19 protein-coding genes and 3 pseudogenes are annotated in these 24,246 nt (G+C 70.4%); 7 read left to right on the top strand and 15 right to left on the bottom strand.

What is annotated here, in order from left to right; all coding sequences use genetic code 11:
• The first annotated feature begins 52 nt into the window (after positions 1 to 52).
• Together JOD52_RS01205 and JOD52_RS01200 are read left to right on the top strand one after the other, a co-directional pair.
• Positions 53 to 649, top strand: a complete 597-nt coding sequence (locus JOD52_RS01205) for a TlpA family protein disulfide reductase (protein ID WP_338124035.1) — start codon at positions 53 to 55, stop codon at positions 647 to 649.
• The gene (locus JOD52_RS01200) at positions 649 to 1,344 is read left to right on the top strand and encodes a cytochrome c biogenesis CcdA family protein (protein ID WP_239551683.1); all 696 of its coding nucleotides are present in this window, start codon (positions 649 to 651) and stop codon (positions 1,342 to 1,344) included. The genes JOD52_RS01205 and JOD52_RS01200 overlap by 1 nt, the downstream gene beginning before the upstream one ends.
• 83 nt (positions 1,345 to 1,427) lie before the next feature.
• Here the strand turns inward: JOD52_RS01200 and JOD52_RS01195 are convergent, their stop codons facing one another.
• A complete protein-coding gene (locus tag JOD52_RS01195) occupies positions 1,428 to 2,819 on the bottom strand; it encodes an IS1380 family transposase (RefSeq protein WP_204408535.1) in 1,392 nt (463 codons plus the stop codon).
• A gap of 137 nt (positions 2,820 to 2,956) precedes the next feature.
• Between JOD52_RS01195 and JOD52_RS01190 the strand changes: the two genes are divergently transcribed.
• Positions 2,957 to 3,100 (top strand): hypothetical protein, encoded by a 144-nt coding sequence (locus tag JOD52_RS01190; protein WP_239551680.1) that lies wholly within the window; start codon positions 2,957 to 2,959, stop codon positions 3,098 to 3,100.
• 26 nt (positions 3,101 to 3,126) lie between these two features.
• On the opposite strand, the gene JOD52_RS01185 is transcribed toward JOD52_RS01190, so the two are convergent.
• The 3 genes and pseudogenes from JOD52_RS01185 to JOD52_RS01175 form a co-directional block, all read right to left on the bottom strand.
• Positions 3,127 to 4,203, bottom strand: coding sequence for a sensor histidine kinase (locus tag JOD52_RS01185; protein ID WP_204411401.1), 1,077 nt, complete (start codon positions 4,201 to 4,203; stop codon positions 3,127 to 3,129).
• 67 nt (positions 4,204 to 4,270) lie between these two features.
• Entirely contained in the window at positions 4,271 to 4,984 is a 714-nt protein-coding gene (locus JOD52_RS01180; RefSeq protein ID WP_204408534.1) for a response regulator transcription factor, read from the bottom strand.
• A pseudogene (locus tag JOD52_RS01175) lies at positions 4,974 to 6,536 on the bottom strand (heavy metal translocating P-type ATPase); the annotation flags it as partial. The pseudogene JOD52_RS01175 and the gene JOD52_RS01180, both read right to left, overlap by 11 nt.
• Before the next feature lie 132 nt (positions 6,537 to 6,668).
• Between JOD52_RS01175 and istA the strand changes: the two are divergent.
• Together istA and JOD52_RS01165 are read left to right on the top strand one after the other, a co-directional pair.
• Positions 6,669 to 8,231 carry an IS21 family transposase gene (gene istA, locus JOD52_RS01170; protein WP_204408388.1) on the top strand — a complete coding sequence of 521 codons (1,563 nt, stop codon included), beginning with the start codon at positions 6,669 to 6,671 and terminating at the stop codon, positions 8,229 to 8,231.
• The gene (locus JOD52_RS01165) at positions 8,228 to 8,974 is read left to right on the top strand and encodes an ATP-binding protein (RefSeq protein WP_338124028.1); all 747 of its coding nucleotides are present in this window, start codon (positions 8,228 to 8,230) and stop codon (positions 8,972 to 8,974) included. Before istA ends, JOD52_RS01165 begins: the two co-directional genes overlap by 4 nt.
• 112 nt (positions 8,975 to 9,086) lie before the next feature.
• Here the strand turns inward: JOD52_RS01165 and JOD52_RS01160 are convergent.
• From JOD52_RS01160 to JOD52_RS01110, 11 genes and pseudogenes are all read right to left on the bottom strand, one after another.
• A pseudogene (locus JOD52_RS01160) lies at positions 9,087 to 9,977 on the bottom strand (P-type ATPase actuator domain-containing protein); the annotation flags it as partial.
• 50 nt (positions 9,978 to 10,027) lie between these two features.
• A complete protein-coding gene (locus JOD52_RS17905; RefSeq protein WP_239551994.1) occupies positions 10,028 to 10,210 on the bottom strand; it encodes a cation transporter in 183 nt (60 codons plus the stop codon).
• Between the two features lie 924 nt (positions 10,211 to 11,134).
• A pseudogene (locus JOD52_RS01150) lies at positions 11,135 to 11,995 on the bottom strand (IS3-like element ISPfr10 family transposase); the annotation flags it as partial.
• Positions 11,996 to 12,436: 441 nt separating this feature from the next.
• Positions 12,437 to 13,150, bottom strand: coding sequence for a VOC family protein (locus JOD52_RS01145; RefSeq protein WP_204408533.1), 714 nt, complete (start codon positions 13,148 to 13,150; stop codon positions 12,437 to 12,439).
• A complete protein-coding gene (locus JOD52_RS01140; protein ID WP_204408532.1) occupies positions 13,147 to 13,740 on the bottom strand; it encodes an alkylhydroperoxidase domain protein in 594 nt (197 codons plus the stop codon). The genes JOD52_RS01145 and JOD52_RS01140 overlap by 4 nt, the downstream gene beginning before the upstream one ends.
• On the bottom strand, positions 13,737 to 14,261 hold the full coding sequence (locus JOD52_RS01135; protein ID WP_204408531.1) for a CMD domain protein: 525 nt from the start codon (positions 14,259 to 14,261) through the stop codon (positions 13,737 to 13,739). The genes JOD52_RS01140 and JOD52_RS01135 overlap by 4 nt, the downstream gene beginning before the upstream one ends.
• Positions 14,258 to 16,072: a dipeptide ABC transporter ATP-binding protein gene (locus JOD52_RS01130; RefSeq protein WP_204408530.1), complete on the bottom strand. Its 1,815-nt coding sequence runs from the start codon at positions 16,070 to 16,072 to the stop codon at positions 14,258 to 14,260. The genes JOD52_RS01135 and JOD52_RS01130 overlap by 4 nt, the downstream gene beginning before the upstream one ends.
• Entirely contained in the window at positions 16,069 to 17,055 is a 987-nt protein-coding gene (locus tag JOD52_RS01125) for an ABC transporter permease (RefSeq protein ID WP_239551678.1), read from the bottom strand. The genes JOD52_RS01130 and JOD52_RS01125 overlap by 4 nt, the downstream gene beginning before the upstream one ends.
• Positions 17,055 to 18,038: an ABC transporter permease gene (locus tag JOD52_RS01120; RefSeq protein ID WP_204408529.1), complete on the bottom strand. Its 984-nt coding sequence runs from the start codon at positions 18,036 to 18,038 to the stop codon at positions 17,055 to 17,057. Before JOD52_RS01120 ends, JOD52_RS01125 begins: the two co-directional genes overlap by 1 nt.
• Positions 18,039 to 18,100: 62 nt before the next feature.
• Positions 18,101 to 19,753 (bottom strand): TIGR04028 family ABC transporter substrate-binding protein, encoded by a 1,653-nt coding sequence (locus JOD52_RS01115; protein WP_204408528.1) that lies wholly within the window; start codon positions 19,751 to 19,753, stop codon positions 18,101 to 18,103.
• Positions 19,754 to 20,063: 310 nt separating this feature from the next.
• Complete coding sequence (locus JOD52_RS01110; RefSeq protein ID WP_204408527.1) at positions 20,064 to 20,549, bottom strand: pyridoxamine 5'-phosphate oxidase family protein; 486 nt, start codon at positions 20,547 to 20,549, stop codon at positions 20,064 to 20,066.
• A 312-nt stretch (positions 20,550 to 20,861) separates the two neighbouring features.
• Between JOD52_RS01110 and sbnA the strand changes: the two genes are divergently transcribed.
• Positions 20,862 to 22,049, top strand: coding sequence for a 2,3-diaminopropionate biosynthesis protein SbnA (gene sbnA, locus JOD52_RS01105; RefSeq protein WP_338124034.1), 1,188 nt, complete (start codon positions 20,862 to 20,864; stop codon positions 22,047 to 22,049).
• The gene (locus tag JOD52_RS01100; protein WP_204408526.1) at positions 22,042 to 24,240 is read left to right on the top strand and encodes an FAD/NAD(P)-binding protein; all 2,199 of its coding nucleotides are present in this window, start codon (positions 22,042 to 22,044) and stop codon (positions 24,238 to 24,240) included. The genes sbnA and JOD52_RS01100 overlap by 8 nt, the downstream gene beginning before the upstream one ends.
• Positions 24,241 to 24,246: the final 6 nt, after the last annotated feature.

Raw genomic sequence — 24,246 nt, 5'->3', positions numbered from 1 at the left:
AAGCACCCGGTCCGCCTTCTGGCATTCGGTGGTCGGCCCAACTGGGCGGAGCGTGACACCACGCCTGGGTCGTCGGACCACGCTCCGACTGGGCGGGAGCCTGCTCGTCCTCGCGCCCCTTCTTGCGGCGTGCAGCAGTTCTTCGGACGCCGCGAGCGAGGCGAACGCCGGGTACGTCTCCGGCGATGGTGTCGTCGTCGAGATCCCCCCGGAGGGACGCGCCGATCCTCTGGAGATTCGGGGAACCACCTACGACGGCGACGACTTCGACTCCACGGCGCTGCGCGGTGCACCCTTGCTGATCAACGTCTGGTATGCGTCGTGTCCGCCGTGCCGGGTCGAAGCACCGGCGCTGAAGGCCGTGCACTCCGAGTACAGCGCCCTGGGAGTGGAATTCGTGGGCGTGAACACGCGCGACAAGGCCGGGCCAGCCGCCGCGTTCGAGAAGACCTTCGGCATCACCTATCCCTCGATCCCCGACACCGACGGGGCGGTGATCGCGTCCATGGACGGCAGCGTCTCGCCCAACGCCGTCCCCACGACTTTGATCCTCGATGCTGAAGGACGAGTAGCCGCCCGGATCGCGGGCGCAGCCGATCAGAGCACCTTAGAGAGCCTCCTGGATGCCGTGCTAGCGGAGGCCGCCTGATGGGTGAACTGTTCGCCACCACCGTGCTGAGCGGACCCCTGGCCGCAGCCCTGCTGCTGTCGATGGTGGCCGGTCTGGTCGCGTTCCTCTCGCCGTGCGTGCTTCCGGTGGTTCCTGGCTACCTCGGATACATCACCGGCCTCACCGGACAGAACACCAGCCCGCGCAGCCCCAGCGATCCGGGTGAGCGTCCAGGGCGTTTGGTCACCGGCGCTGTGCTGTTCGTCGCCGGGTTCACTGCGGTATTCCTGGTCATCGGCGGATTCGTCGGCGCGCTCGGGGCGCTGATGGTCCAGTACACCAGCGCGATCAATCGGATCTCCGGAGTGCTGGTGATCCTCATGGGCCTGGTGTTCGTGGGAATCTTCCCCCGCCTCTCGGGCGAGAAACGGATCCGGAAGCGCCCCGATGCCGGACTCGCCGGCGCCCCGCTGCTCGGGATCACGTTCGGCTTCTCCTGGACCCCGTGCATCGGCCCGACGTTCGCCGCAGTCGCCGCACTCAGCCTCGGGGAGGCATCCGCCAGCCGCGGCGCCCTCCTCGCCTTCGGCTACGCGATCGGGCTCGGGATCCCGTTCATCCTCTTCGCCCTCGTGTTCCGGCGCGCCCTAGCCTCGATCTTTCACGGTGCTGCTGAGCGGCAGTGTCGGGCGTCGAGGCCGATGTCCGTAGCCGATTCTGGCATCAGGGTGTGACGGTCCGCCGCGTGTCGGTCGCGGTGGTCGGGCGTCCAGAGCCAGGGTCCTTGGGGAGTGCGGTCAACGACGAGTTTGTGAGGCTATCCGGCGGGGGCGGGGAGTTGGGTGAGGCGGGCGTGGCCTGCCAGGACGATCCGGGCCCAGAGTGACTGGTCCGAGAGGTGTAGGACCTGCTGACGAGCATGCCGTGCGATGGTCGCGGGGATCTGGAACAGGCGGTGGCGCACGCGTTTGGGTTCCCACCGCCGAGCGGGCTGGTCGGCGTAGCCGAGCAGCCCCATCCAGGCAGTGATCTCACTGGCCAGAGCCACGATCTGGCACCAGATCCGGTTCTGCGCGAACGAGGTCAGGGGCAGGTTCCGCAGGCCCATGTCTTTCGCGGCCCGGATCCGGTCCTCGCAACGAGCACGCCGACGGTGACGCACCTCGAGATCGGCGAGCTGGCCCGTGGAGGTGTTGGTCGCGAACGCAGTGAGCCGGTAGCCATCGACGTCATCGAACCGCAGCTGCGCCCCGGGATGAGGGCGCTCACGCCGGACGATGACTCGCATCCCGGTCGGCCAGTCCTCGTCGAGGTCGAGCAGCCCGGTCAGTTCGGCGACGTCCGCGCCGTCCCGGACGTCGCCGCCTGGGTTGTAGGCCGGCTCCCACACGTCCTTCGGGATCAAGCGAAACAGTTCCGGCGTGTTCGCAGGCAGGGTGAATCCGACCGAGTACGAGACCCGCCGCTTCACGAGCTCCTGCAGCGTCTTCTTCGTGCCACCGGCCCCGTCAATCCGGACCAGCACTTTCTTCCCGGGCCGGGACCCCATCCCCACCTGAGCCAGCGCATCGGCGATCACGCTCTTGTGATCGGCGGCGGTGTTCGAACCGGCGTTACCGGGGCGCAGGAGACAGGTCAGCATCTCTCCGCTTCCTCCGGTGCCGTGGTCGACGAACGCCAGCAACGGATGGAATCCGAAACCCTTCTTGAACGTCGGCCTGGCGAACTCCTTCTCGCTATGGGACGTCACCAGTGATGCATCCAGGTCGATGACCAGCGGATTCTTCACCGTTGCGTTCGCATTGGGGGCGTGATGCCCGGCCTGAGCCCAGGCGTTCTTGCGAGCATTCCGGCGGGCCGTGCTGATCGCGTTCTCGGCCTTGTCGACGTCAGCCGCCAGGGCGGTCAGCAGGCGGGAGATCGTCGGATCCGAGGCCACAGGCCCATACACCTCCGGTTCCGCCCGCAGCGTCGCGACGTCGGCCAGGCAGTCCCCACCGACCGCGAGCATCAGCGCAAGATCGGTGAGGATCTTCCCCGGATCATGCCGCGAGAACTGCTTCCTCCACGGGGCCAGCGCTCTAGACAGCTCGTTGGCCAGGCCCGTCGCCCGCAGCGTCTGGGTCAGCAGGATCCCGCCTGCTTGACCGACGGCGGGCACCGATGCGACATCAACCTGAGGACGTGGATACAACCCGGTAGTATTCACCCTGAAGGTGCTCCTTGGACTGCGAAGAACTGGACTCTTGACAAGCCCTATTCTTCCAGTTCAGGAGCACCTTCACCCATCACGACCCGCCCCTCGGACACCTCAACGATGAAAGCCCGAGGCTAGGAATCTCCAAAGTGCTGTCCCGGCATCGCCGCACGCTCCAGATCGTCGGCGGGTCCGTCCTGATCACCATCGGGCTGCTGCTGGTCTCCGGGGTGTGGGAGCAGTGGATGGCATTGCTGCAGGTACGAGTCGGTAACTTCACCACGATCGTCTAAGGGGCGGCCCTCCGTGCGCGGCGGGCTCAGCGGTCAGCGGTCGCTCCAGGAAGCCGGATGGTGAAGGTGGCTCCCTGTCCGGGCCCCTCACTGGCTGCGGACATGGTTCCACCGTGCGCATCGACCAGGGCGCGGCTGATCGTCAGACCGATACCTGACCCGGAGTCCTCACGGGTGCGAGCGCTGTCGGCGCGGAAGAAGCGTTCGAACAGCCGCGCCTGGTCACGCGCGGTGAAACCCTCACCGTCGTCGGACACAGAGATCACCACGGTGCCGCCCTCCATCGTGGCCGAAAGCGTGACGGTGCCTCCGGGCGAGGTGTGCCGCAGGGCATTGCTCAGGAGGTTTCCGAGTACCTGGGCGAGGCGGTCCGGGTCGGCGTGAATGATCGGGGAGCGGCGCATAACGAAATCTCGTCGCAATGCCACACCCGCTGCCTCGAACCTCTCCTCCCATTCCTGGAGTGTTGAGTCCAGCAGGTCGCGGACCGACGTTGGCCGCAGCTCCACCGGGAGCTGTCCCTCTTCGGCACGGGACACCTCGCTGATGTCGTCGGCCAGCCGGGACAGGCGTACGGTCTGACCGGCAAGGATGGGCATGGCCGCCTCCGGCTCGATGACACCATCAGCCATCGCCTCGTGATGTGCCGAGAGAGTAGCAATGGGAGTACGTAGCTCGTGGGCGAGGTCAGAGAGCAGCCGGCGGCGATTCTCTTCGACGGCATCTAGGCGTGCAGCCATGTCGTTGAGCGTGGCGGCCAGAGAGTCCAGCTCGGTTCCCGCGCCGAGGGCGGGCACCCGAGTGGAGTAGTGGCCTCGGGAGAGTTCGTCCACGGCCAGGGTGAGGCGGTGGAGCGTCTGCCGGAGTCGTCGCGCCAGTCTCCAGGTGACCAGGCCTGCCGCTAGGAGGGAGACCACCAGTCCGACCCCCAGGGCGAGGGCGAGAGCGTCACGGTAGGCGCGCTCGATATGCAGAATCTCAGCGCTGCCCACCGGAAGAGCAGTCTGGAGCAGGTGATAGTGGAAGACGGCGGGTCCGATCATCACCGTCAGAGCGGTGATGCTGACGGCGCCGGCACACAGCACGATGAGCTGGCCGATCATTAAACGTGAGGCGAGGCTCGTGCCGGGGCGGATCGTTCTGGCCGATGAGCGGGGATCAGTCACGCCCTCACCCCTTCCCCATCCGGTACCCGATACCGCGGACCGTGGTGACATACCGTGCCGAACCCGCTGTCTCGTCCAGTTTTCGTCGCAGGTTGGCAATATGCACATCGACAAGATGGTCATCTCCGATCCAGGAACCACCCCAGACGGCTTCCATCAGCTGGTGGCGGCTGAAGACCTGGCCCGGCCGACGTGCCAGGGTCATAAGCAGTCCCCTCTCGGTGGGGGTCAGCGGGACTGGTTGGCCAGCGAGCCGCACCTCCTGGGCGGCCGTATCGATCTCAAGCTCTCCGAACGCGCGCACCGTGCCCGAAGGAGCGGTCCCGGGCTCGCCGCGGGGCCGCCGCAGCACGGCCTGGACCCGGGCGACAAGTTCACGCACGCTGAACGGTTTAGTGAGGTAGTCATCCGCACCCACCGACAGCCCCACCAGGCGATCAACCTCCTCTGAGCGCGCCGTCGTGATCAGCACGTAGCAGTCGGAGAAGGCGCGGATCCTCCTCATCACCTCCAAGCCATCAAGGCCAGGCAGGCCGAGATCGAGGATGATCACGTCCGGTGACAAGGCGCGGGCTACCTCCACCGCCTCCGGACCGCTTCGCGCGCTCCCCGTGGCGTAGCCGGCCTTCACGAGATATGCCTGCATGACGTCCGAGAGCGCGACTTCGTCTTCGACAACGAGAACCGTCGCTGCAGCTCGAGCCGATTCACTCCTCATGGGCTCCAGTCTGATCTCCGTTCCTGGGCGCCGTGGAGGTCCTGCTCGAGTCCGACCGGGAGCTGACCGAGCCCGCGCGGCTCGAAGACTGGTTCGTCGACACCGAGGTCGAGCTCTCGCGGCCGGCCAGGCGCGCCGCGCTCTTGGCAGGGGTCAGATCCAGGCGCCGCAGCAGCTGCGCATTCAAGGCCACAACGACAGTGGACAACGACATCAGGATCGCGCCGACCGACATGGGAAGCACGAACCCGATCGGGGCCAGGACACCGGCGGCGAGCGGAACGGCGGCGATGTTGTATCCGGCGGCCCACCACAGGTTCTGCTTCATCTTGCGGTAACTGGCACGGGAGAGCTGGATCACCGAGAGCACCGAGCGGGGATCGTCGGAGGCCAGGATCACGCCCGCGGACGCGATCGCGACGTCGGTGCCGGCACCGATCGCGATGCCGACGTCGGCCTGCGCGAGGGCGGGGGCATCGTTGACACCGTCGCCCACCATGGCCACGGTCCGGCCTTCGCGCTGGAGCTCGAGGACCTTCTCGCTCTTGTGCTCCGGGCGCACCTGGGCGAAGACCTGGTCAATCCCCAGCTCGCCGGCCACGGCGCGGGCGACCGGCTCGGCGTCGCCGGTGATCATGACGACGCGGATTCCCAGCTCGTGCAGGGCATCGACGGCCTCGCGAGATTCCTGGCGCACCTCGTCGGCCAGGCCGATCGCTCCGGTGACCTGCCCGTCGAGGAGGACATGGAGGACGATCGCTCCGTCCGCGGACCACGGCCCGGTGGCCGGCAGCGGTCCCTGGCCGTGCTCGGCCAGGAGGTTGGGTCCGCCGACCTGGACGGTGCGCCCGTCCACGGTGGCGCTGACGCCGACCGCGGTGGTGGACTGGAACGCGGTGGCGCGCGGCACGTCGAGTCCGCGTTCCGCGGCAGCGGCGGTAATCGCCCGGGCGAGGGGGTGCTCGCTGTCGGCTTCGGCCGCGGCGGCCAGCGCGAGCAGCTCGTCCTCGCCCAGGGTGCCGACGGTGGTGACGTGGTTCAGGGCGGGCTCGCCCTTGGTCAGCGTGCCCGTCTTGTCGAACAGGACGGTGTCGATGGTGCGCATCCGCTCCAGGGCGGCACGCTCCTTGACCAGGACGCCGCCCTTCGCGGCCCGCTCGGTCGAGATGGACACCACCAGCGGGATCGCCAGACCCAGCGCATGAGGGCAGGCGATGACCAGAACCGTGATCGCGCGGACCAGCGCACTCTCGGGCACCCCGACAACCGTCCACACGATCGCGGTGACGATCGCCGCGATCAGCGCGTACCAGAACAGCCAGCCGGCGGCTCTGTCCGCGAGCAGCTGGGCCCGGGTCGTGGAGGATTGGGCGTTGGCGACCAGGCGCTGGATGCCGGACAGGGCGGTGTCCTCACCGATCGCGGTGACGCGCACGCGCAGCGCGTTGTCCGTCGCCACCGTGCCGGCGACGACCTGATCACCGATCTCGCGACGCACGGGGCTGGACTCGCCGGTGATCATTGAATATTCGCCTCGCTGGGGTCCGCTGATCGAGGGTTCGGGTGCCACGTCGCTGCCGTAGCGGTGGCGTCGTTCGGGACCACCAGTGGTGTCGTTGGGGCCGCTCTGTCTACGCTCCTTCCGCCGTGTGTATAGGGCACGCGGCGGAAGGAGCAATCTGGAATGGTACGGAAGATCAGGGCGAAGCTGGTGCTCCAGCTGCGCGCAGAAGGTCTGTCGGGGCGAGCGATTTCGTCCTCGCAGGGCATGTCCCGCAAGTCCGTGAGGGCGGTGTTCGAGGCCGCTGACGCTGCAGGGATCGGGTGGGGCGATATCGCGGACGTCGCCGATGAGCAGGTGTATGCCCGGTTGTTCCCGGGCCGGGGCGAGCACGAGAGCGTGTTCGCACAGCCGGACTGGGAACAGGTCCATCGAGAGATGGCCAGGGTCGGCGTGACGCTGAAGCTGTTGCACGGCGAGTACTTCGACGCGACCACGGCGGCTGGGGATCCGGCGATGGGGTATGACCGGTTTTGCCGCACCTACCAGCACCACGTCATGGTCACCGGTGCCGCTTCGAGAGTCGGTCACAAGGCCGGCCAGAGCGTGGAGGTCGACTGGTCCGGCCCCACGATGGAGCTGGCCGATCCGGTCACCGGCGAGGTCTCGAAGGTGTTCTTGTTCGTTGCCTGCCTGCCTTTTTCTCGTTACGCGTTCTGCTTCCCGGCGCTGGATATGCGCCAGGAGTCCTGGCTGCGAGCGCACGTAGCGATGTTCGAGGCGCTGGGCGGGACGGTCCCGAGGATCGTTCCGGACAACCTCAAGACCGGTGTGGTGAAGCACCCCCGCGAGGGCGAGATCGTCCTGAACGATGCGTATCGCGAGATGGCAGCGCATTACTCGGCGGCGGTGCTCCCGGGGAGGGTGCGGAAACCGAAAGACAAGGCGAGCGTGGAGAACACCGTCGCGCACGTCGCGACCTGGGTCATCGCCGGGCTGCGGGATCAGCGATTCACGTCCCTGCCCGAACTTGCAGCCGCCATCGGGCAGCGGATGGAGGCCTATAACGCGGAGCCGTTCCAGAAGCGGCCCGGATCCCGCGCCAGCGTGTTCGACGCGGAGGAGCGGCCGCTGCTGACGCCGCTGCCGGCGGTGCCCTACGAGATCTCGACATGGCACTACGGACGACGAGTGGGCAGGAACGGGCACGTCACGTTCGCGCGGAACTTCTACTCCGCGCCGTTCGCGCACATCGGCGCGAAGGTCGATCTGCGCATCACGGCCCGGACGCTGGAGATCTATCAGGGCAGCCAGCGACTGACCAGTCACCTGCTGCTCCCGGAGACCGCGAGCAATGAGTACCGCACCAACGACGCGGACCTACCTGCGGGCGAGCGTTTCCAGGCCTGGGACGCGCAGAGGGTGCGGGCGTGGGCAGATCGGGTCGGGCCGGCCACGGTGATCGTGATCCAGCGGATCTTCGAGTCCGTGCCGATCGTGGAACAGGGCCTGGATCCCGCGTTGGCGGTGCTACGGCTCTCTCGCCGCTTCTCCGTAGATCGGGTCGAGGCGGCCTGCGCACTCGCGCTGACGGGACGGGTCCGTTCACCGCGCTATGCGCATCTGCACCCGATCTTGGCCACCGGGCAGGACAAGGTCGCCGCCCTGCGTCCACCCCGCGAGGAACCCGCGGAAGACGGCGGATACGTCCGTGGCGCCGACTACTACGCCGGAGGTGTCCGGTGAGCGTGATCGATAACGACACGAAGCGGAAGCTGCGCGAGATGGGCGCGACCGCGCTGCTGGACGCGATCGATGCCCAGGATGAGGCTCACGTGCTGGGGATGTCGTTCCAGGAACGGCTCCAGCTGATCGTGGACGAGGCGCATTCCATCTTCAATCATGGAAAGGTCGAGGGTCTGATCCGCCGGGCGGGGCTGCGTTATCCCGGAGCGGACCTGCGGCGGCTGGATCTGGTCGAGGAACGGGGACTGAACCGGAACGTGATCGCGCAACTGGCAACCTGCTCCTTCATCCAGCGGCAACAGAACGTGGTCTTCCAGGGCTTCACCGGCTCAGGGAAGTCCTACCTCGGCTGCGCGCTGGCGAAGCAGGCCTGCCAGCACCGGCTCCGAGCCCACTACATCCGAATGCCCGACCTCGAAGAGGCCTGGGCCCTGGCAAAGGACAAGCCGCAGGGCCAGACGAAGTTCCTGCGGAAGTACTCCACGTTCTCGCTGCTGGTGATCGACGAGTGGCTGCTGGACCATCCTGACGAGGGAATGCGTTCGATGCTGCTGGAACTGCTCGAGCGCCGCTATGACACCGGCTCGACCGTGTTCTGCACCCAGTACCCGAAGAAGGACTGGCACGCCCGGCTCGGTGGAGCAGTCCACGCCGATGCGATCATGGACCGCATCGTGCACAACACAATCTGGATCGACACCGGCGACAGGAACATGCGAGAACACACCGCACTGCCCCAGTGACCCGATGCCGGCGGGAGCCAGTGGTCCCCACCGCGGCGGCTACTGGCCCCCGTCGGCACGATCGGCGGTCCCCAAGAGCAAGATTCGGTGGCTCCCACGACTACGAATACTCAATCATCGACTCGTCGACGTCGGCGCCACCATCGATGACTTCCCCGTCGGCCGGGACCCGGCCACCGGGTCGCACGATCACGACGTCTCCGAGCTGCAGCTCGGCCGGGGAAACCGCGACGATGTCCTCGCCCTCGATCTTCTCGGCCTGGTCGGGCAGGAGCGCGGCCAGGGAATCCAGCGCGGAGGAGGTCTGCGCGAGGGAGCGCATCTCGAGCCAGTGGCCCAGCAGCATGATCACGATCAGGAGGGCGAGCTCCCACCAGAAATCGAGCTCGTGGGAGAGCAGTCCGAGGCTGGCGCCGAGCGAGGAGACGAAGGCGACCGTGATCGCCATCCCGATCAGGAGCATCATGCCGGGCTTGCGGTCCCGGATCTCCTCGATCGCGCCCGTCAGGAACGGTCGACCGCCCCACAGGTACATGACCGTGCCCAGGACCGGCGAGACCCACGGCACCCAGGCCGCGTCCGGCAGCGCATAGCCGAGCAGGTCGGCGAACATCCCGTTCAGCAGCACCGTCGGGATAGCAAGGACGAGCATGATCCAGAACAGCCGACGGAACATCCCCACGTGATCACCATGACCCGCATGGCCCCCGTGACCCGACATGTCGTGCCCCGCGTGCGGGTCGTGGTGCTCGTGGCCCGCCATGTCGTGCTCACCGTGCCCGGTCATGTCATGGCCGGTGTGAGTGGCGGTCGGCAGGGCATGCCCCTCGTGCGCCATCTGCTCGGCATCGTAGCCGCCATGACGGTCCCCGCCCGGCGGAGCGTCCGCCGGGCCGTGTGGGCCCGTGCCGCGGTGATGCCCGTGCTGGGCCATGTCGTGCCCGGCGTGGTCGGGTTCGGGGGTAACCGGGTGGTCGCGGCGGTGGTGGTGGGGGGTGCTCATGGTGTTCCTTCCGCAAGGCCCCGGACGGGGCTGGGTGTTGCCGGGGTGGGTCAGGCGTCGGCCACGGTGTAGCCGGCCTCCGCGACGGCGGCGCGGACGGCGGCCGGTGCGGCAGCTCCGGCCACGGTCACGGTGGAGATCCCACCGGGCGCCAGGTCGATCCGTACTTCCTCCACGCCCTCGAGAACGGTGATTGCCGTGGTCACGCTGTCGGCGCAGTGACCACAGGTCATGCCCCGCACCGGATACGTCGTGGTCTCGGCCGCGGACGTCGCAGTCGCCTCAGCAGCGGCGCGGTCCTCCACCGGGGCGGTGGCGCAGCAGGAACAGCCGGTGGAAGCCATCGGCAGGGGTCGAAGTGTCTCGGGGCTCATGAGGTACTCCTCGCATCAGAGGGTGCAGCAGCGGCGGAAGCTGTCGTTGCTCCCCTCAGTTTTATACCCCCCGGGGGTATTTGGCAAGTGATCCACTGCGGGAGCATGGGGTCGACCGGTCGCTCGGTGCCGGCTGCGCGGCTCTCGTCGGACACGCTCTCGTCCGCGATCGAAGAACGGCCGAGCCTGCCCGTCCTGCTGCTCGCAGTTGCGTGCGGCGCCGCCATTAGCAGGAACCCCCGAAATCACGCCCGCGGCCCGGGCAGCCGCTTTTGAGCTATTAAGGTCCCGGCCCCAACGGGCGCTAGCCGGAAAGACCAGCTATCGGCTAGTGCCGGCCGCGGCGGTCCGGGCTAGCCCGCGGCGCCGCGGACAGGCCGCTGCGGCATGCCCGAGCGCGCCGCGGGTCGGGGTCGGCCCATAGGGTGGCGCGCCCGCTGGAGGGGAGGGGGTGAGTCGGGAGATCACAGAGGCGCTGGTGGCGGTGGCGGCACTGGCGACGGCGCTGCTGAACCTCTGCGCAGCCGTACTGCGGCTGCGTGAGGTCGAGCAGACTCGGAGCCGGGAGCAACGGGGTCGCGGCGGACGACACCGACGATGAGATGACGGGAGGGGCGGGAGCAACCCGCCCCCTCCCGTCATTGCGGGACTCTCGAGCTGCACGGAGCGTTCCTACTGAGACCCGGCAGGGTCTCCGCCCGCTGGTGACACCATGGAGCGTGCCCACCAACGCTGAGAACATCCGCGCCCGCGACATCAAGGTGGTCACCTGGGCCGCCCCCTTCATTCGGTCCGGTCGCTCTGTGAGTCGTCGGTTTCGATTTGATGGGTGCACTGCCGAGCGTACTCGGCCGGGGGTAGGTAGCCGAGCGATGAGTGCCGACGCTGATGGTTGTACTCGGTCTTCCAGTCGCCGATCACGACCTGGGCGTGCAGCAGTGAGTAGAAGCTGTTGATGTTGAGGCACTCGTCGCTGAGGCGGCTGTTGAACGATTCGACGTATCCGTTGTGCCAGGGCGAGCCGGGCGGAATGTAGAACAGGCCGGTGCGGGTACCCGCCCAGTCGGCCATCGCGTCGCTGATGAACTCGGGCCCGTTGTCGCTGCGGAGCACACCCGGTGCACCGCGGACGGCGACTAGCTCTTCGAGGTGGGCGGTGAGCCGGTCGGCGGTGATCGACCGCTCCACGAGCCCGCCGATGCATTGGCGGGTGTGCTCGTCGACGATGGAGCAGATCTTGATCGGGCAGCCCCGCTCGTCGGCGTCGAACTGGAAGTCCACCGCCCATACGAGGTTCGGTGCGACTGCCGCCGGGGCGTCGACGGTCGAGGATCCGACACGCTTGCGGCGTCGCCGCTGCGGGACGCGGAGGCCTTCGGCTCGCCAGAGGCGTTGGATCTTCTTGTGGTTGACCGCCCAGCCCTGACCCCGGGCGTCGTGATACGCCCGCCGGTACCCGTAGCGGGGATGCTTCTTCGCCCACGCGCGCAGCCAGTCTCGCAACGCGCGATCAGGGTCGGCGACCGTGTCGCCCTTGAGCGGGCGACGGTACGCGGACCTGCTCAGCCCGGCCAGACGGCACGCCATCCGCTCGCTCACCTGCAGTGTCCTGATCAGGTGCGAGACGGCGGCGCGCCAGGAGCCTCGGAGCCGCTCCTATGGGCTCCGGACCTGATGCTCGGAGCTGTCGGGGATGCGCGAGCGAACTGCCATCCTGTGCCAGCCGAACTCGCACCTCTACTGACAGAGGTATGCATCGACCTCTAGGAAGCGCGAAGGCCAGGCCCTACGAAAACCGCAGGTGTCCTGGCCTTTACTTCCCCGATCCCAGCGGGAGGGGCTGGACACGACTGTACACGTCCCGCCCCGGGGCGCGCCAGAGCAACGATGGAAGCGCACTCACACCCTCGTTCCCGCCCGCGGCTCCGCCGGCGCGATCGCGGCCAGCAGCGTCTTGGTGTACTCCTCGCGGGGGTCGGCGAACAGCTCGCTGGCCTCGCGGTGCTCCCGCACCTACTGGACGCCCGGATCGCGACCGGGGCCGAGCGGCTCCTGGTCGGGCGGGTCTGAGCGACCCGCCCCACCTCACAGCTCGACGACCCGCCCGTCGGGCGTGCGCAGCCGCAGCAGGAACCGCGACTGCGTGCCCTCATCGATCCGGGCCACGCCGTCGCCGAGGCCCAGGGCATCGGTGAGCAGGTGCAGGGGCTCGGGGTCCACCTCGAGGCGGTAGAGGTCCAGCAACTCCAGCCGCGGCAGATCGCCCAGCCCGGGATGCGGGGTGCTCCCCCAGTCGATGAGGAACGGCAGGTCGAAGCGCTCCTGATCATCCGCCCGGGTGAGCCGCCACTGCAGCAGGGTGCCGTCGGGGGTGCGGCGGGAGAGGTCCCGCACGTCACCGGGGTCATACCCCTCGGCCCGTGCCCGCGCGACGGTCCCGTCGAGGTCGGCGGGGTGGACCGCGTAGGTCACCAGGGTGGGCCGCTCCAGGCGGTCGATGCCGAACGCGGTCGGCAGGGATCCGGCCGGCTGCGATGCCAGCGAGGCGGTCGCCCCCGAGCTGGTCGCTGCCGAGGCGGCTGGAGCGGTGCCCCGTGCCGGGTCCGGGCCGATCAGCTCGAGGTACTGCGGACCAGGCCTGCCGTCGAGGGTCAGCCCCACCAGGGCGTTCCCGGTGCCGGTGGGATGGGCTCCGCCCGGTGCGGCCCGCACGCCGGTGAGGTCCTCGAACCAGTCCACCACCTCGGCGAGGTCGGGGCCGGCGATCACCACGTGGTCCAGCAGTCCGGGCACGCTCATGACCGCTTGCTCCGCCGGGTGGGCACCTCGGGTTCGCCCAGGGTGAGCATGAGGCGGTTGGCCCAGTTGAAGAAGGCGGCGCTGTTGATCACGTCGACGATCTCCGCGTCACTCAGCCCGGCCTCCCGCAATCGCTGGACGTCAGCCGGGCCGAAGTCCAGCGGAATACGGGCGAGGGCGTCGGCGGCGTGGGCGATCGCGTCCCAGGCCGGTGAGCCGAGCTCGGCGCCGACCCCCTCATCGAGCAGGCGCTGCACGTCCTCGCGCCGGCCGGACTCGCGGGTCGCCGCGGCCGAGTGCACCGAGGCGCAGTAGATGCAGCCGTTGGTGCGGGAGGTGGCGGTGGCCGCCAGCTCCCGTTCGGCGCGGCCGGCGCCGCCCTCGGTGTTGAAGAAGATGTCCAGGTCCGTGAGGGTGCGGGCGCGCAGGGCCTGCGGGTCACGGGCCAACAGGCGGAAGTACGGCGAGGCCCGACGGAAGTCGTCCTGCAGCGCCTCGTGCTGCTCGGCGGTGAGGTCCTCGCGGGCCACCGGTTCGAGCCACGGCACCCAGCCGAGGCTCTCCTGGGTGAAGGTCTCCGGGCGGGTCATCGCAGCTCCTCCGTCGTCTCGGTGGCAGGGGTGGCGGCCAGCACGCGCAGCCCGTGGGCGATGCGCAGCTGGAAGGTCACGAAGGAGACCAGCTGGGAGAGGGTGATGATCCCGTCGGCATCCCAGCCGGCCGCCTCGAGGGCGCGCAGGTGGGCGGGCTCCGCGTCGCGGGGGCGCAGCACCAGCAGCTCGGCGTGGGCGAGTGCGGCATCCAATCGCTCCTGCCCGGTCCGCTCACCGGCAGCGATCCGTGCGGCGAGCTCGGGATCCTCGTCGTGGAGGTTCTCGAGGTACAGGTCCGCGGCAGGGCCCGGGCCGTGCAGGCGGGCCACGTGGGCGGCCACCGCGTACCGCTCGCGGATCGGGACACTGCGCTCGTCCTGAGGTTCCAGCAGCGCCTCGTAGCTGCGCTGGGCGTTCTCGCGCGCCTGGGGGCGCAGGGAGCGCAGGCGGGCGATGTGCCCGTCCCCGTTCTCGTGCTCCCCGGCGAGGTGGTCGATGACGTCGAAGTCTGTGGTCATGCGCGTGATCCTTCCGGGCGAAGAGGTACGGAGCGGCCGGTCGTGACGGGGCTACCTGCGGTGACCGGAGGGCGCCCGCCTCTCGGGGTGCCAGCGGTGGCCGGATCGCCCTTGCCTCCGGGGATGGCGGCCAGCAGCTGCTGGGTGTACTCGTGGTGGGGGTCCTCGAGCACCCGGGCCACCGGGCCCTGCTCGACCTGCTGACCGCGCCGCATCACCGAAACGGTGTCGGCCACCTGCCGCACCACCGCAAGGTCGTGGGAGATGAACAGGTAGGTCAGGCCCAGGTCCTCCTGCAGGCGGGCCAACAGCCGCAGGATCTGTGCCTGCACGGTGACGTCCAGGGCGGAGACGGCCTCGTCCAGCACCACCAGCTGCGGCTGCAGGATCAGGGCGCGGGCGATCGCCACCCGCTGCCGCTGCCCCCCGGACAGCTCACGGGGTCGGCGCTCGGCGACGTCCTGCGGCAGGCCGACGAGGTCCAGATGCTCCCTCGCCGCAGCCTGCCGCGTCGAGCGAGTGCCAAGCCGGTAGTTGCGCAGCGGCTCCTCGAGGATCCCGGCGATGCTCTGGCGGGGGTCCAGCGACCCGAAGGGATTCTGGTGGACCAGCTGCACGCTGCGTCGGAACTCCCGCAGCGGCCGCCCCGCGCTGAGGGCGGTGACCTCGGTTCCGGCCACCTGGATGCTGCCCGCGGTGGGGCGGCGGAACCCGGAGATGGCGCGGCCGACGGTGGTCTTGCCGGACCCGGACTCCCCCACCAGGGCGTGGGTGGTGCCGGCGGCGACGTCGAAGGAGACCCCATCGACTGCGAGGAACGGCACCCGGCTGCCCCGGGAGGCGAACTCCTGACGCAGGTCCCGCACCTGTAGCAGCGGCGCAGCCTGCGGGTCCGGGGCCGGGGGGCGTCGCTGGACGACCTGCCGCAGGGAGGGGGCGTCGGCCAGCAGGGCGCGGGTGTACTCGGCCTCGGGGGCGGCCAGCACCTGGCGGGCCGGGCCGGACTCCTCGACGGCCCCGTGGCGCATCACCACCAGCGCGTCGGCACGGTCCGCCGCCACCGCCAGGTCGTGGGTGATCAGCAGGACGCCCGCACCGGTGGACTCCCGCAGTTCGTCGATCAGGTCCAGCACGGTGGCCTGGACGGTGACGTCCAGGGCGCTGGTGGGCTCGTCGGCGATCAGCAGGTCCGGTTCCAGGGCGAGTGCCGCGGCGATCAGGGCCCGTTGCCGCATCCCGCCGGAGAGCTCGTGGGGGTACTGGCGGGCCCGGGCAGCGGGGTCGTCGAAGCCCACGCGCTCCAGCAGGTCGAGCACGCGGGTGTGGATGCGGTCGCGGTCCCGCCAGCCGTGGATCCGCAGGGGGTCGCCGATGCTGGCCCCGATGGTCCGCACCGGGTCCAGGGAACTGGAGGGGTCCTGCGGGATCAGGCCGATCCGGGTGCCGCGCAGCTCGCGCCAGCGCCGGGCGGGCAGGCCGACGAGCTCCTCGGGGGCCCCGCCCGCCCCTCGCAGGGTGATCGAGCCGGCGCCCACGCGACCGTTGTCGGCCAGCAGCCCGATCACGGACTGGGCGACGGTGGTCTTGCCGGAGCCGGACTCGCCGACCAGGGCGGTCATGGCGCCGGGGGCGACGGTGAGGTCGACCCCGCGCACGGCCTCGACCAGGCCGCGGCGGGTGCGGTAGCCCACCTGCAGGCCGCTGACTTCGAGCAGCGGGCCCGGGGCCGTGCCGTCGGGGACCTGCGCCGTGCCGTCCGGGACCTGCGCCGTGCCGCCCAGGGCCGCGCGGTTCGGGGTCGGGGCGCTCATGCCTGGTCCTCCTGTCCGATCGCGGTGCTGAGACGGTTGGTGGCCAGCACCACCGCGGCCACCACCAGGCCCGGCAGCAGGGTCAGCCACCAGGCGGTGGCCACGTAGTCGCGGCCCTCGGCGATCAGCAGCCCCCACTCCGGGGTGGGCGGCGGAGCGCCGTAGCCCAGGAAGCCGAGGGTGGAGATCTGCAGGATCGCGGAACCGAGCTGCAGGGCGGCCAGTGCCACCACGGGCGCCGCGGAGTTGGGCAGCACGTGGCGCCACAGGATGGCCGGCAGCGTGCCGCCGGAGCCGAACGCCGCCTCCACGTACTCGCTGCGGCGCACGGCGAGCACCCGCGAGCGGGAGAGCCGGGCGAAGGTGGCGATGGAGGTGACGCCCACGGCGATCGCGGCGTTGGTGGTGCCGAAGCCCAGCAGGATCACCACCGACAGCGACAGCAGCAGGCCCGGGATCGCCAGCAGCACGTCCACCAGGCGCATGATCGCGTCCTCGACCAGGCCGCCGAGGCTGCCGGCAATCACCCCGAGGGTGGTGCCGGCGATCAGACCCACCGCGACCGCGACCGTGGCCGCGAGGATCGAGTGGGAGGCGCCGTGGACCACGCGTGTGTACAGGTCGCGCCCGGTGGAGTCGGTGCCGAACCAGTGGGCGGGGCTCGGTGCCTGCAGGGCGGGGCCCACCGTGGCGGTGGGGCTGTGGCCGGCGAACAGCTGGGGCAGCAGGGCCCAGGCCAGGGCCAGCAGCAGCACCAGGGCCGACAGCACCACGCCGGGGCGCAGGGTCCTGCGTCGGCCGGCGTGCGTCGCGGATGCTACGGCCCCGCCGGCTGCTGAGGCCCCGTCGGGCGCTGCGGTCCCACCGGATGCTGCGGTGCTCGCCGATGCCGCGGTGGCACCGAGCGATGCGTCGCCCGAGGCCGGGGACGGCTCGTGTGACGGGGACACCGGGTCCACCGTGCGGAGGGTCGAGGCGCTCATCAGGCGGTCACCTGCACTCTGCGGGTCGGGGCGGCTGCGCCTGTGCGCCGCAGCCGGGCGTCCAGGACCGGGTACAGCAGGTCCACGACGAGGTTGATCAGGACGAAGACGACGGTGGAGATCACCACCACCGCCAGCAGCACCGGGGTGTCCCGGGCGGCGACGGCCTGGGCGGTGAGCTGGCCGATGCCCATCCGGCCGAACACGGCCTCGGTGACCACCGCTCCGCCGACGAGCTCCCCGAACAGCAGTCCGGCCATGGTCAGGGTGGGCAGCACGGCGTTGCGGGCCACGGTGTGCCACAGCAGCCAGGTCGAGGAGGCGCCGCGGGCCCGGGCGACGGCCACGAAGGGCTGGGCCATGACCTCGTCGATCGAGCGGATCAGCACCTGGGCCAGCGGGGCGGCGATGGGCACCGCCAGGGTCGCCACCGGCAGGATCAGCGCCTGGGCGGGGCTCGCGTTGAGCAGCGGCACCAGTCCCAGCTGGAAGGAGAACACCTGGATCAGCACGATGCCGATCCAGAACACCGGTAGGGACACCATCAGCGGCGGCAGTCCGCGCAGGGTGCTGCGCAATGCCCGGGTGACCCGGTGGGACTGCAGGCCGGGGTGGGTGGCCAGCGCGGCGATCGCCACGGCGAGCACCACCGCGACCAGCAGGCCGAGCGCCGCCAGGGTGAGGGTGGAGGGCAGCGCCTCGGCCAGCAGCGCCGAGACCGCCGCGCCGCTCTGGACGGAGTAGCCCAGGTCTCCCCGCAGGAAGGAGGCGGCAGTGTCGAGGAACTGGATGATCGCGGGCCGGTCGGCCCCGTAGGAGGCGCGGATCTCGGCGAGCTGATCCGGGGTGAGCCCCAGGTCGGGGTTGCCGTAGCGCGCCAGGACAGCGTCCCCGGGCAGGGCGGCGAGCAGCACGTACGCCGCGGTGAAGGCCAGGGCCAGCACCAGCAGGGCGCCGCCGGTGCGGCGCAGGAGGTAGGTCATGGTGTGATCTCGCAGGTCGTGAGGTAGGTCAGGGCGTGGTCCGGGTCAGGGCGTGGCCCGGGTCAGTCGGTGAGCCAGGTGTCGTAGAAGCGGGGTCGACCCACGGACTCGGTGGCGAAGCCCTGGACGGCCGCGGTGAGCCCGTACACCTGCGGCTCTTCGAACAGCGGCAGGATCAGCGCCTGCTCGGCCAGGTGCCGCTGGGCCGCGGCGGAGGCCTCGGCCCGCCCCTCGGCCTCCGGCACGGAGGCGATCCGGGCCAGCAGCTCGTCCAGCTCCGGGTCGCCGACACTGCCGTCGGGGTACCCGTTGAGCAGGGTGTTGCGGTTGTCTGAGGAGTACTGGGACTTCAGCACGTCGTAGTCCGAGCGGCCCACCATCGAGTGGTACACCTGCACGGTGCCGGGCTCGCCCCGGGCGGCGTCCTGTGCGGCCTGGTCGCCGGGCAGCAGCTGCACGTCGATGCCGAGCTCGGTGAGCTGCTCCTGGATCAGGGTGACCACCTCCCGGGAGCGGGGCTGCGGGAGTGCCTCGTTGAACGTGAGGGTCAGCGGCTTGCCGTCCTTGGTGCGGGTGCCGTCGGCCCCGGCGCTCCAACCCGCCTCCTCCAGCAGCGAGGCCGCCTTCTCGGGGTCGTAGGCGTAGCGCTCCGAGGTGTCCACATAACCCAGGGCGGTGGCGGCGAGCGCCCCGGTGGCCAGGGGATAGTTGCTCGTGAACAGGGTGTCCACGATGGCCTGGCGGTCGATCGCGGCGATCAGCGCCTGGCGGGTGCGCAGGTCATCGAGGGCCGGGTCGCGGAAGCGGAAGCTCAGGCCGTTGTTGACGCCGTTGGTGGAGGCGGCGTGCAGGCTCAGCCCGTCGGCCGCGAACTGGGGCTCGTCGGGCGCCTCGATCTGTCGGGCGATGTGGGCCTGCCCGGAGGTGACGGTGCCCACCCGCACGCTGTCCTCGGCGGCGACCACGTAGTCGATGCCGTCCAGCAGGGCCCGGCCCTCGCGCTGGGCGGTGGCCGGTGGCCAGGCGTAGTCCTCGCGCACCGTGAGGGTGAGGCGGGTGCCGATCTCCTCCGTGTCGATCACGAAGGGGCCGGAGCCGATGATGTCGGTGGCGTTGCCAGGGCCGAACTCCTCGCCGGTGCGGTCCAGGGTGGCGTTGGAGAGCAGGCCGGAGTTGATGGTGGAGACAGCCTGGGCGAACCCGGGCGAGGGTGCGGAGAAGTGGAAGCGGACCGTGGTGGGGTCCACCACCTCGCCGCGGTCGTAGTTGTTGATCGCCTCGGAGACGGTCAGGGCCCGATCGGGGTCGCCCGCGCCGTACAGGTCGAAGTTCTTCACCACGTTCTCGGCGTCGAGGGGGGTGCCATCGGAGTAGGTGACGCCCTCACGCAGCGTGAAGGTGTACTCGGTGGCGTCCTCGTTGACCTCCGGCAGGGCCGTGGCGATCCACGGGTGCAGCTCGAGGGTCTCGGGGTCCTGGTACAGCAGGCGGTCGGTGATGTTGTTGACCACGCCGCCGTTGGGGTAGAAACCGGCCGCCGGCGGGTACAGCGTGCTCCAGGTCTGCGGCTCCAGGTAGGTCAGGGTGCCACCCTGCTGCGGTTCACCGGCCGCAGCGCTCTCGCCGCCGGTGCCGGAACCGCAGCCGGCCAGCGCCATCAGGGCCGGGGTGCCGAGACCGAGCGCGAGTGCTGAGCGACGCGTGAGGGAGGACATGGGAGGGGCTCCTGGAAGTAAGGGGGCAGTCCGGGCGGCGTGCCGCGGACTGCCTCAGTGCACCACAGGTCCCAAAGAATCGCTAATGGCCGTTCATAGTGTGACATGGGGGCTCCGGAGTTCACCGGGGCTCCTGACCGCGCACGAGCCGCACAGCACCAGCAAAGAACGATTCCGTTCCAGGACCTCGCGATCGTGGAGCGGAATCGTCCTTCGTGTGACTGGACAGCACGAAGGCCAGGGCGCCTGCAACACGTCGCAGATGCCCTGGCCTCTGTGCCCCCGTCGCAGGGGTGCGGTTACCCGAGCATCACAGCTCCGTGGTTCCCGTCCCGCCGGGGGTGTCGCCGCCGGTGACCTTGGCCTTGAGGATCTGGGCCACACCTGCGACCTTGCCACCGGGCAGGCCCCAGTACTGTGCGGACTCACTGGTGACCAGCACCAGGGCCAGGTTCGGATCGTCCACGCCGCCGGGGAAGTAGCTCTTGGCGGAGTCGTCCCACAGCTCGGCGATCTTGGCGCGGTCCTCGACGAACTGGGCCTTGCCGGCCACGGACAGCCAGGATCCGGCCTCGGAGACGTTGAGGTTCACCTCGGGGCCCTGGCGCAGGGCGTCGGCCTGATCGCCCTGCAGGCCCACGAACAGCCACACATCGGCATCGTCGGTGACGTCCTGGACGGTCATGGGGTGGGACAGCAGCTTGCCGTCGGCGCGGGCGGTGGTCAGCATGACGATGCTGGTGCCGCGCAGCTTCTCGACGACGTCCTGCTGAGTGAAGTCCTGGTCGGTGCTCACGGTTCCTCCATCGGGTCGAGCGGGTGGTCGAACGGGGTGCGGGCCATTGGGCCACACCTGGATGAGCAGGTGCGGCCACGGCGGGCGCCGCACCCGGAGATGCGTCGACCGTAGGCTCCGCACCTGCGACGGACACCCAGGCACCCGACCGACCGGTCCCGTCGGACCTCACGCAGCGTCGCTTCCCCCTGGGGACCCATCGCCCCTGAACCCACCCCGTCCCTGGGTGCGCCCCGAACACGCCTCTTCACTCGACCATTCGGTCACAGCAGGCCGTCCGTTCATGGGGCCTGCATGTCGTAGCGTGGCCAGGTGACCCACACCTCCGGCTCCCCGCAGCGGGAGCACACCAGCAGCACGCCCGAGGATGACCGGCCGCCCGCCGCCCCCACCGAGGCGGCCACCAGCGGACCCGACATCCCCGTCGGCCTCGACAACGCCCCGGAGGGCCCGGGCGTCTCCGCGGCGGGGTTCGCGGCCCCCGTGCCCGCGATCGTGGCCGGGATCAGCGAGGCCATCGGGAACACTCCCCTGATCCGTCTGGACTCCCTGTTCCCCGACTCCGGGGTGGAGATCCTGGCGAAGCTGGAGTCGGTGAACCCGGGCGGCTCCACCAAGGACCGGCCGGCGATGGGCATGGTGCGCGACGCCCTGCAGACCGGGCGACTGGCCCCCGGCGGCACCGTGGTGGAGTCCTCCTCCGGGAACCTGGGCGTGGCCCTCGCCCGTGCCTGCAACGCCCACGACGTGCGGTTCGTGTGCGTGGTCGACGCCCGCACCAACGCCACCACCGTGCGCACCATCCAGGCGCTCGGCGGAGAGATCGACCTGGTCTCCGAGCCCGATCCAGCTACCGGCGACCTGCTCACCGCCCGCTTCAACCGGGTCAAGGAGCTGCTGGAGGAGATCCCCGATGCGGTGAACCTGTACCAGTACGGCAATCCCGCCAATCCCCGTGCCCACTACGACGGCACCATGCGGGAGATCGCCGAGGCCACCGGGCACCAGGTGGACGTGCTGATGGCGGCGGTGTCCACGACCGGAACCATCGGCGGCTGCTCCGCGTACATCCGCGACCACGACATGACCACCCGCGCGATCGCGGTCGACGCGGTGGGCTCGGTGCTGTTCGGTGGCACCGCCGCGCCCCGCCCCCTGCCCGGCATGGGTGCGGGCGTGGTCACCGAGCTGTCCCGCCAGGTCGAACCCGATCAGGTGATCCGCGTGGAGGGCCTGGACTGCGTGGTGGGCGCCCGGCACCTGGCCCGCAGCGAGGGCATCCTGGCCGGGGGCTCCACCGGCGGCATCGTGCACGCGCTGGGCGGGCTGATCCCCAGCCTCGAGCCCGGCACCCGCGTGGTGTTCGTGGTGCACGACGGCGGTGTGCCCTACCTGGAGACCGTGTACGACGACCAGTGGGTGCGGGAGAACCTCGACGCCGACACGGACGCGATCGCGGAGGGGATCGAGCAGCTGCGCAGGACCGCCCGCCGTGACTGAGCAGCCCTACGTCCCGACCGGCACCGCCCATCCGACCGGCACGGCCCATCCGGCCCGCAGCGACGGTGCTGCCCGCCCGATTCGCAACGACCGCACCGCACTGCCCCTGGCAGCCGCTGAGACACCGCTTCGCCCGGCCGCTGGTGCGCCGCTGCGGATCGCCGTCGTCGGTGCCGGCCCGAAGGCGCTGTACGCGCTGGAGGAGCTGACCGCGCTGCTGGATGCTGCGGGCTCCGCCACGGCCACCGGCGACGACGCGGGAGCTGCGCGCTCCGAATCGTCCGCAGCATCCGGCCTGACCGTGACGGTGATAGATCCTGTCGCCGTGCCGGGCACCGGCACCGCCTACCACCCCGGCCAGCCGCACCACCTGCGGCTGAACGTGACCGCGGCGATCCTGGATGAGCCCGCCACCGGCGACTTCCCCGCGTACCCTAGCTGGGTGCAGGACCCGTACCCGCCGCTGGCCGACGAGCCGTACCCGCCGCGCGCGGTGGTCGGCGAGTACCTCGCCCAGCGCTGGCAGCAGATGATCCACGGTCTCTCCCGCCATGCCCGCGTGGAGCAAGCCCGGGCCCGGGTGACGGACCTGCGGCGCGAGGGCAGCGCTTGGCATCTGACCACCGACACTGTTCCCGCGGACGTCGGTCCGGTGGACGAGGTGCTGATCGTCACCGGTCACGCCGCTGGCCACCGTGGCGCCCTGGTGCACCACTGGAGTTCCCCCCTCCCCCTGGTCCCGGCGGTGCTGCCCGCTGAGTGGATGCTCAGCGCCGAGCAGGTCCCGCCCGGTTCCCGGGTCGCGGTGCGCGGCGGGGCGCTGACCTTCATCGACGCCTGCCTGACCCTCACCGAGGGCCGCGGCGGCACCTTCACCGAGAGCACCGACGTCGACGCGACCGGCGGCACCGAGGCGGATGCCCCTTCACGCCTGGTGCACTCCCGCGGGCCGCACGAGCCGACCGTGATCCGGCCGATCACCCGGCAGGGCCTGCTGCTGGACGCGAAGCCGGACCCTGGAACAACTCTGACCGCGGCCGGCGAGCGCGCCGTCGAGCAGGCCCGCGCCCGATTCACCTCCGACCAGGGCATGGGCCCGGACGCGGTGCTGGCGATCGTGGTCGATGCCGCCACCGCCATGCTCGAGGGAACATCCGCGCCCAAGCAGCACGCCAGCACCTCGGGACGGGATACGCGCGACACCGTCGTCGACTCTCGCGCGGCCGTCGCGCACACGCTAAGCACCGGTGCGGAACCCGATCTGCCCCGCGGCCCGGGGCGCGCCGAGGCGGCGCTGCGTCGCAGCATCGAGACGGCCCAGGGCCACCGCTCGCCCGGTCCGGCCTGGGCGCTGGGCCGCGTGTGGCAGACCCTCTACTCCCAGATCTCCGCCGGCCTGCGCGGCAGCGACGCCCCCGAGGAGGAGTGGGCGCGCTTCCGGCAGGCCGCCCAGGCGCTGGAGCGCTTCGCCTTCGGCCCTCCGCTGGTCAACGCCCGCAAGCTGCTGGCGATGATCGACTCCGGCGCGGTGGACCTGTCCTGGATGGACGGTGAGGCTGGCATCGACGGCGCTGGCATCCATGAGGCGCCGGTGGCCGACAGCTCCGACGCCACTGCCACCACCCGGCACGATGACGCCACTGCCACTGGCCGGCACGACGACGCCACTGCCACTGGCCGGCACGACGACGCACCGTCGGGCGGCGATGTCGACGTGGTGATCGACGCGGTGCTCACCCCGCCCGGTCTGCTGAACCTCACCGACGAGCTGGCGGGGTCGCTGCTGCGCCGCGGCCTGGTTCAGGTGCGGCCCGGCAGGCGGGGGGCGATGATCGACGAGGCCGGCTCCCCCGTCGGCCGCGATGACGCGCCACTGGTCGCCGCCGACGGTCAGACCGTGGCCGGGCTCGCGCTGATCGGGCGGCCCACAGAGGACCATGTCATCGGCCACGACTCGCTAAACCGCCACCTGCACCACGAGGGCCGATGCTGGGCCCGGCGGATCGCGGAGCGCATCACGGGCGCTGACGACGCCGCTCCCGCCGTAGCGGCCTCCCCAGCCGTAGCGGCCTCCCCAGCCGTACCGGCGGACGGATCTGCTCCTGCCATACCGGCAGAAGGATCTGCTCCTGCCATACCGGCAGAAGGATCTGCTCCTGCCGCCCCCGCCCCCGCTGTCGCCCCCGAGTGAGAGGAC

Origin of the sequence: Brachybacterium muris (assembly GCF_016907455.1) — a bacterium.
Lineage (GTDB): Bacteria > Actinomycetota > Actinomycetes > Actinomycetales > Dermabacteraceae > Brachybacterium > Brachybacterium muris.
Note: the sequence above shows the minus strand (reverse complement) of the source record. Positions and strands in the feature narration are given on the sequence as shown.

What these genes read in the sequence shown, in the direction of transcription:
- JOD52_RS01140 (WP_204408532.1), bottom strand. Translation starts at nt 13,740, where the DNA reads ATGACCCGCCCGGAGACCTTCACCCAGGAGAGCCTCGGCTGGGTGCCG.
- JOD52_RS01130 (WP_204408530.1), bottom strand. Translation starts at nt 16,072, where the DNA reads ATGAGCGCCCCGACCCCGAACCGCGCGGCCCTGGGCGGCACGGCGCAG.
- JOD52_RS01200 (WP_239551683.1), top strand. Translation starts at nt 649, where the DNA reads ATGGGTGAACTGTTCGCCACCACCGTGCTGAGCGGACCCCTGGCCGCA.
- JOD52_RS17905 (WP_239551994.1), bottom strand. Translation starts at nt 10,210, where the DNA reads ATGACCTGTGGTCACTGCGCCGACAGCGTGACCACGGCAATCACCGTT.
- JOD52_RS01145 (WP_204408533.1), bottom strand. Translation starts at nt 13,150, where the DNA reads ATGAGCGTGCCCGGACTGCTGGACCACGTGGTGATCGCCGGCCCCGAC.
- JOD52_RS01180 (WP_204408534.1), bottom strand. Translation starts at nt 4,984, where the DNA reads ATGAGGAGTGAATCGGCTCGAGCTGCAGCGACGGTTCTCGTTGTCGAA.
- istA (WP_204408388.1), top strand. Translation starts at nt 6,669, where the DNA reads ATGGTACGGAAGATCAGGGCGAAGCTGGTGCTCCAGCTGCGCGCAGAA.
- JOD52_RS01115 (WP_204408528.1), bottom strand. Translation starts at nt 19,753, where the DNA reads ATGTCCTCCCTCACGCGTCGCTCAGCACTCGCGCTCGGTCTCGGCACC.
- JOD52_RS01185 (WP_204411401.1), bottom strand. Translation starts at nt 4,203, where the DNA reads ATGATCGGCCAGCTCATCGTGCTGTGTGCCGGCGCCGTCAGCATCACC.
- JOD52_RS01120 (WP_204408529.1), bottom strand. Translation starts at nt 18,038, where the DNA reads ATGACCTACCTCCTGCGCCGCACCGGCGGCGCCCTGCTGGTGCTGGCC.
- JOD52_RS01125 (WP_239551678.1), bottom strand. Translation starts at nt 17,055, where the DNA reads ATGAGCGCCTCGACCCTCCGCACGGTGGACCCGGTGTCCCCGTCACAC.
- JOD52_RS01135 (WP_204408531.1), bottom strand. Translation starts at nt 14,261, where the DNA reads ATGACCACAGACTTCGACGTCATCGACCACCTCGCCGGGGAGCACGAG.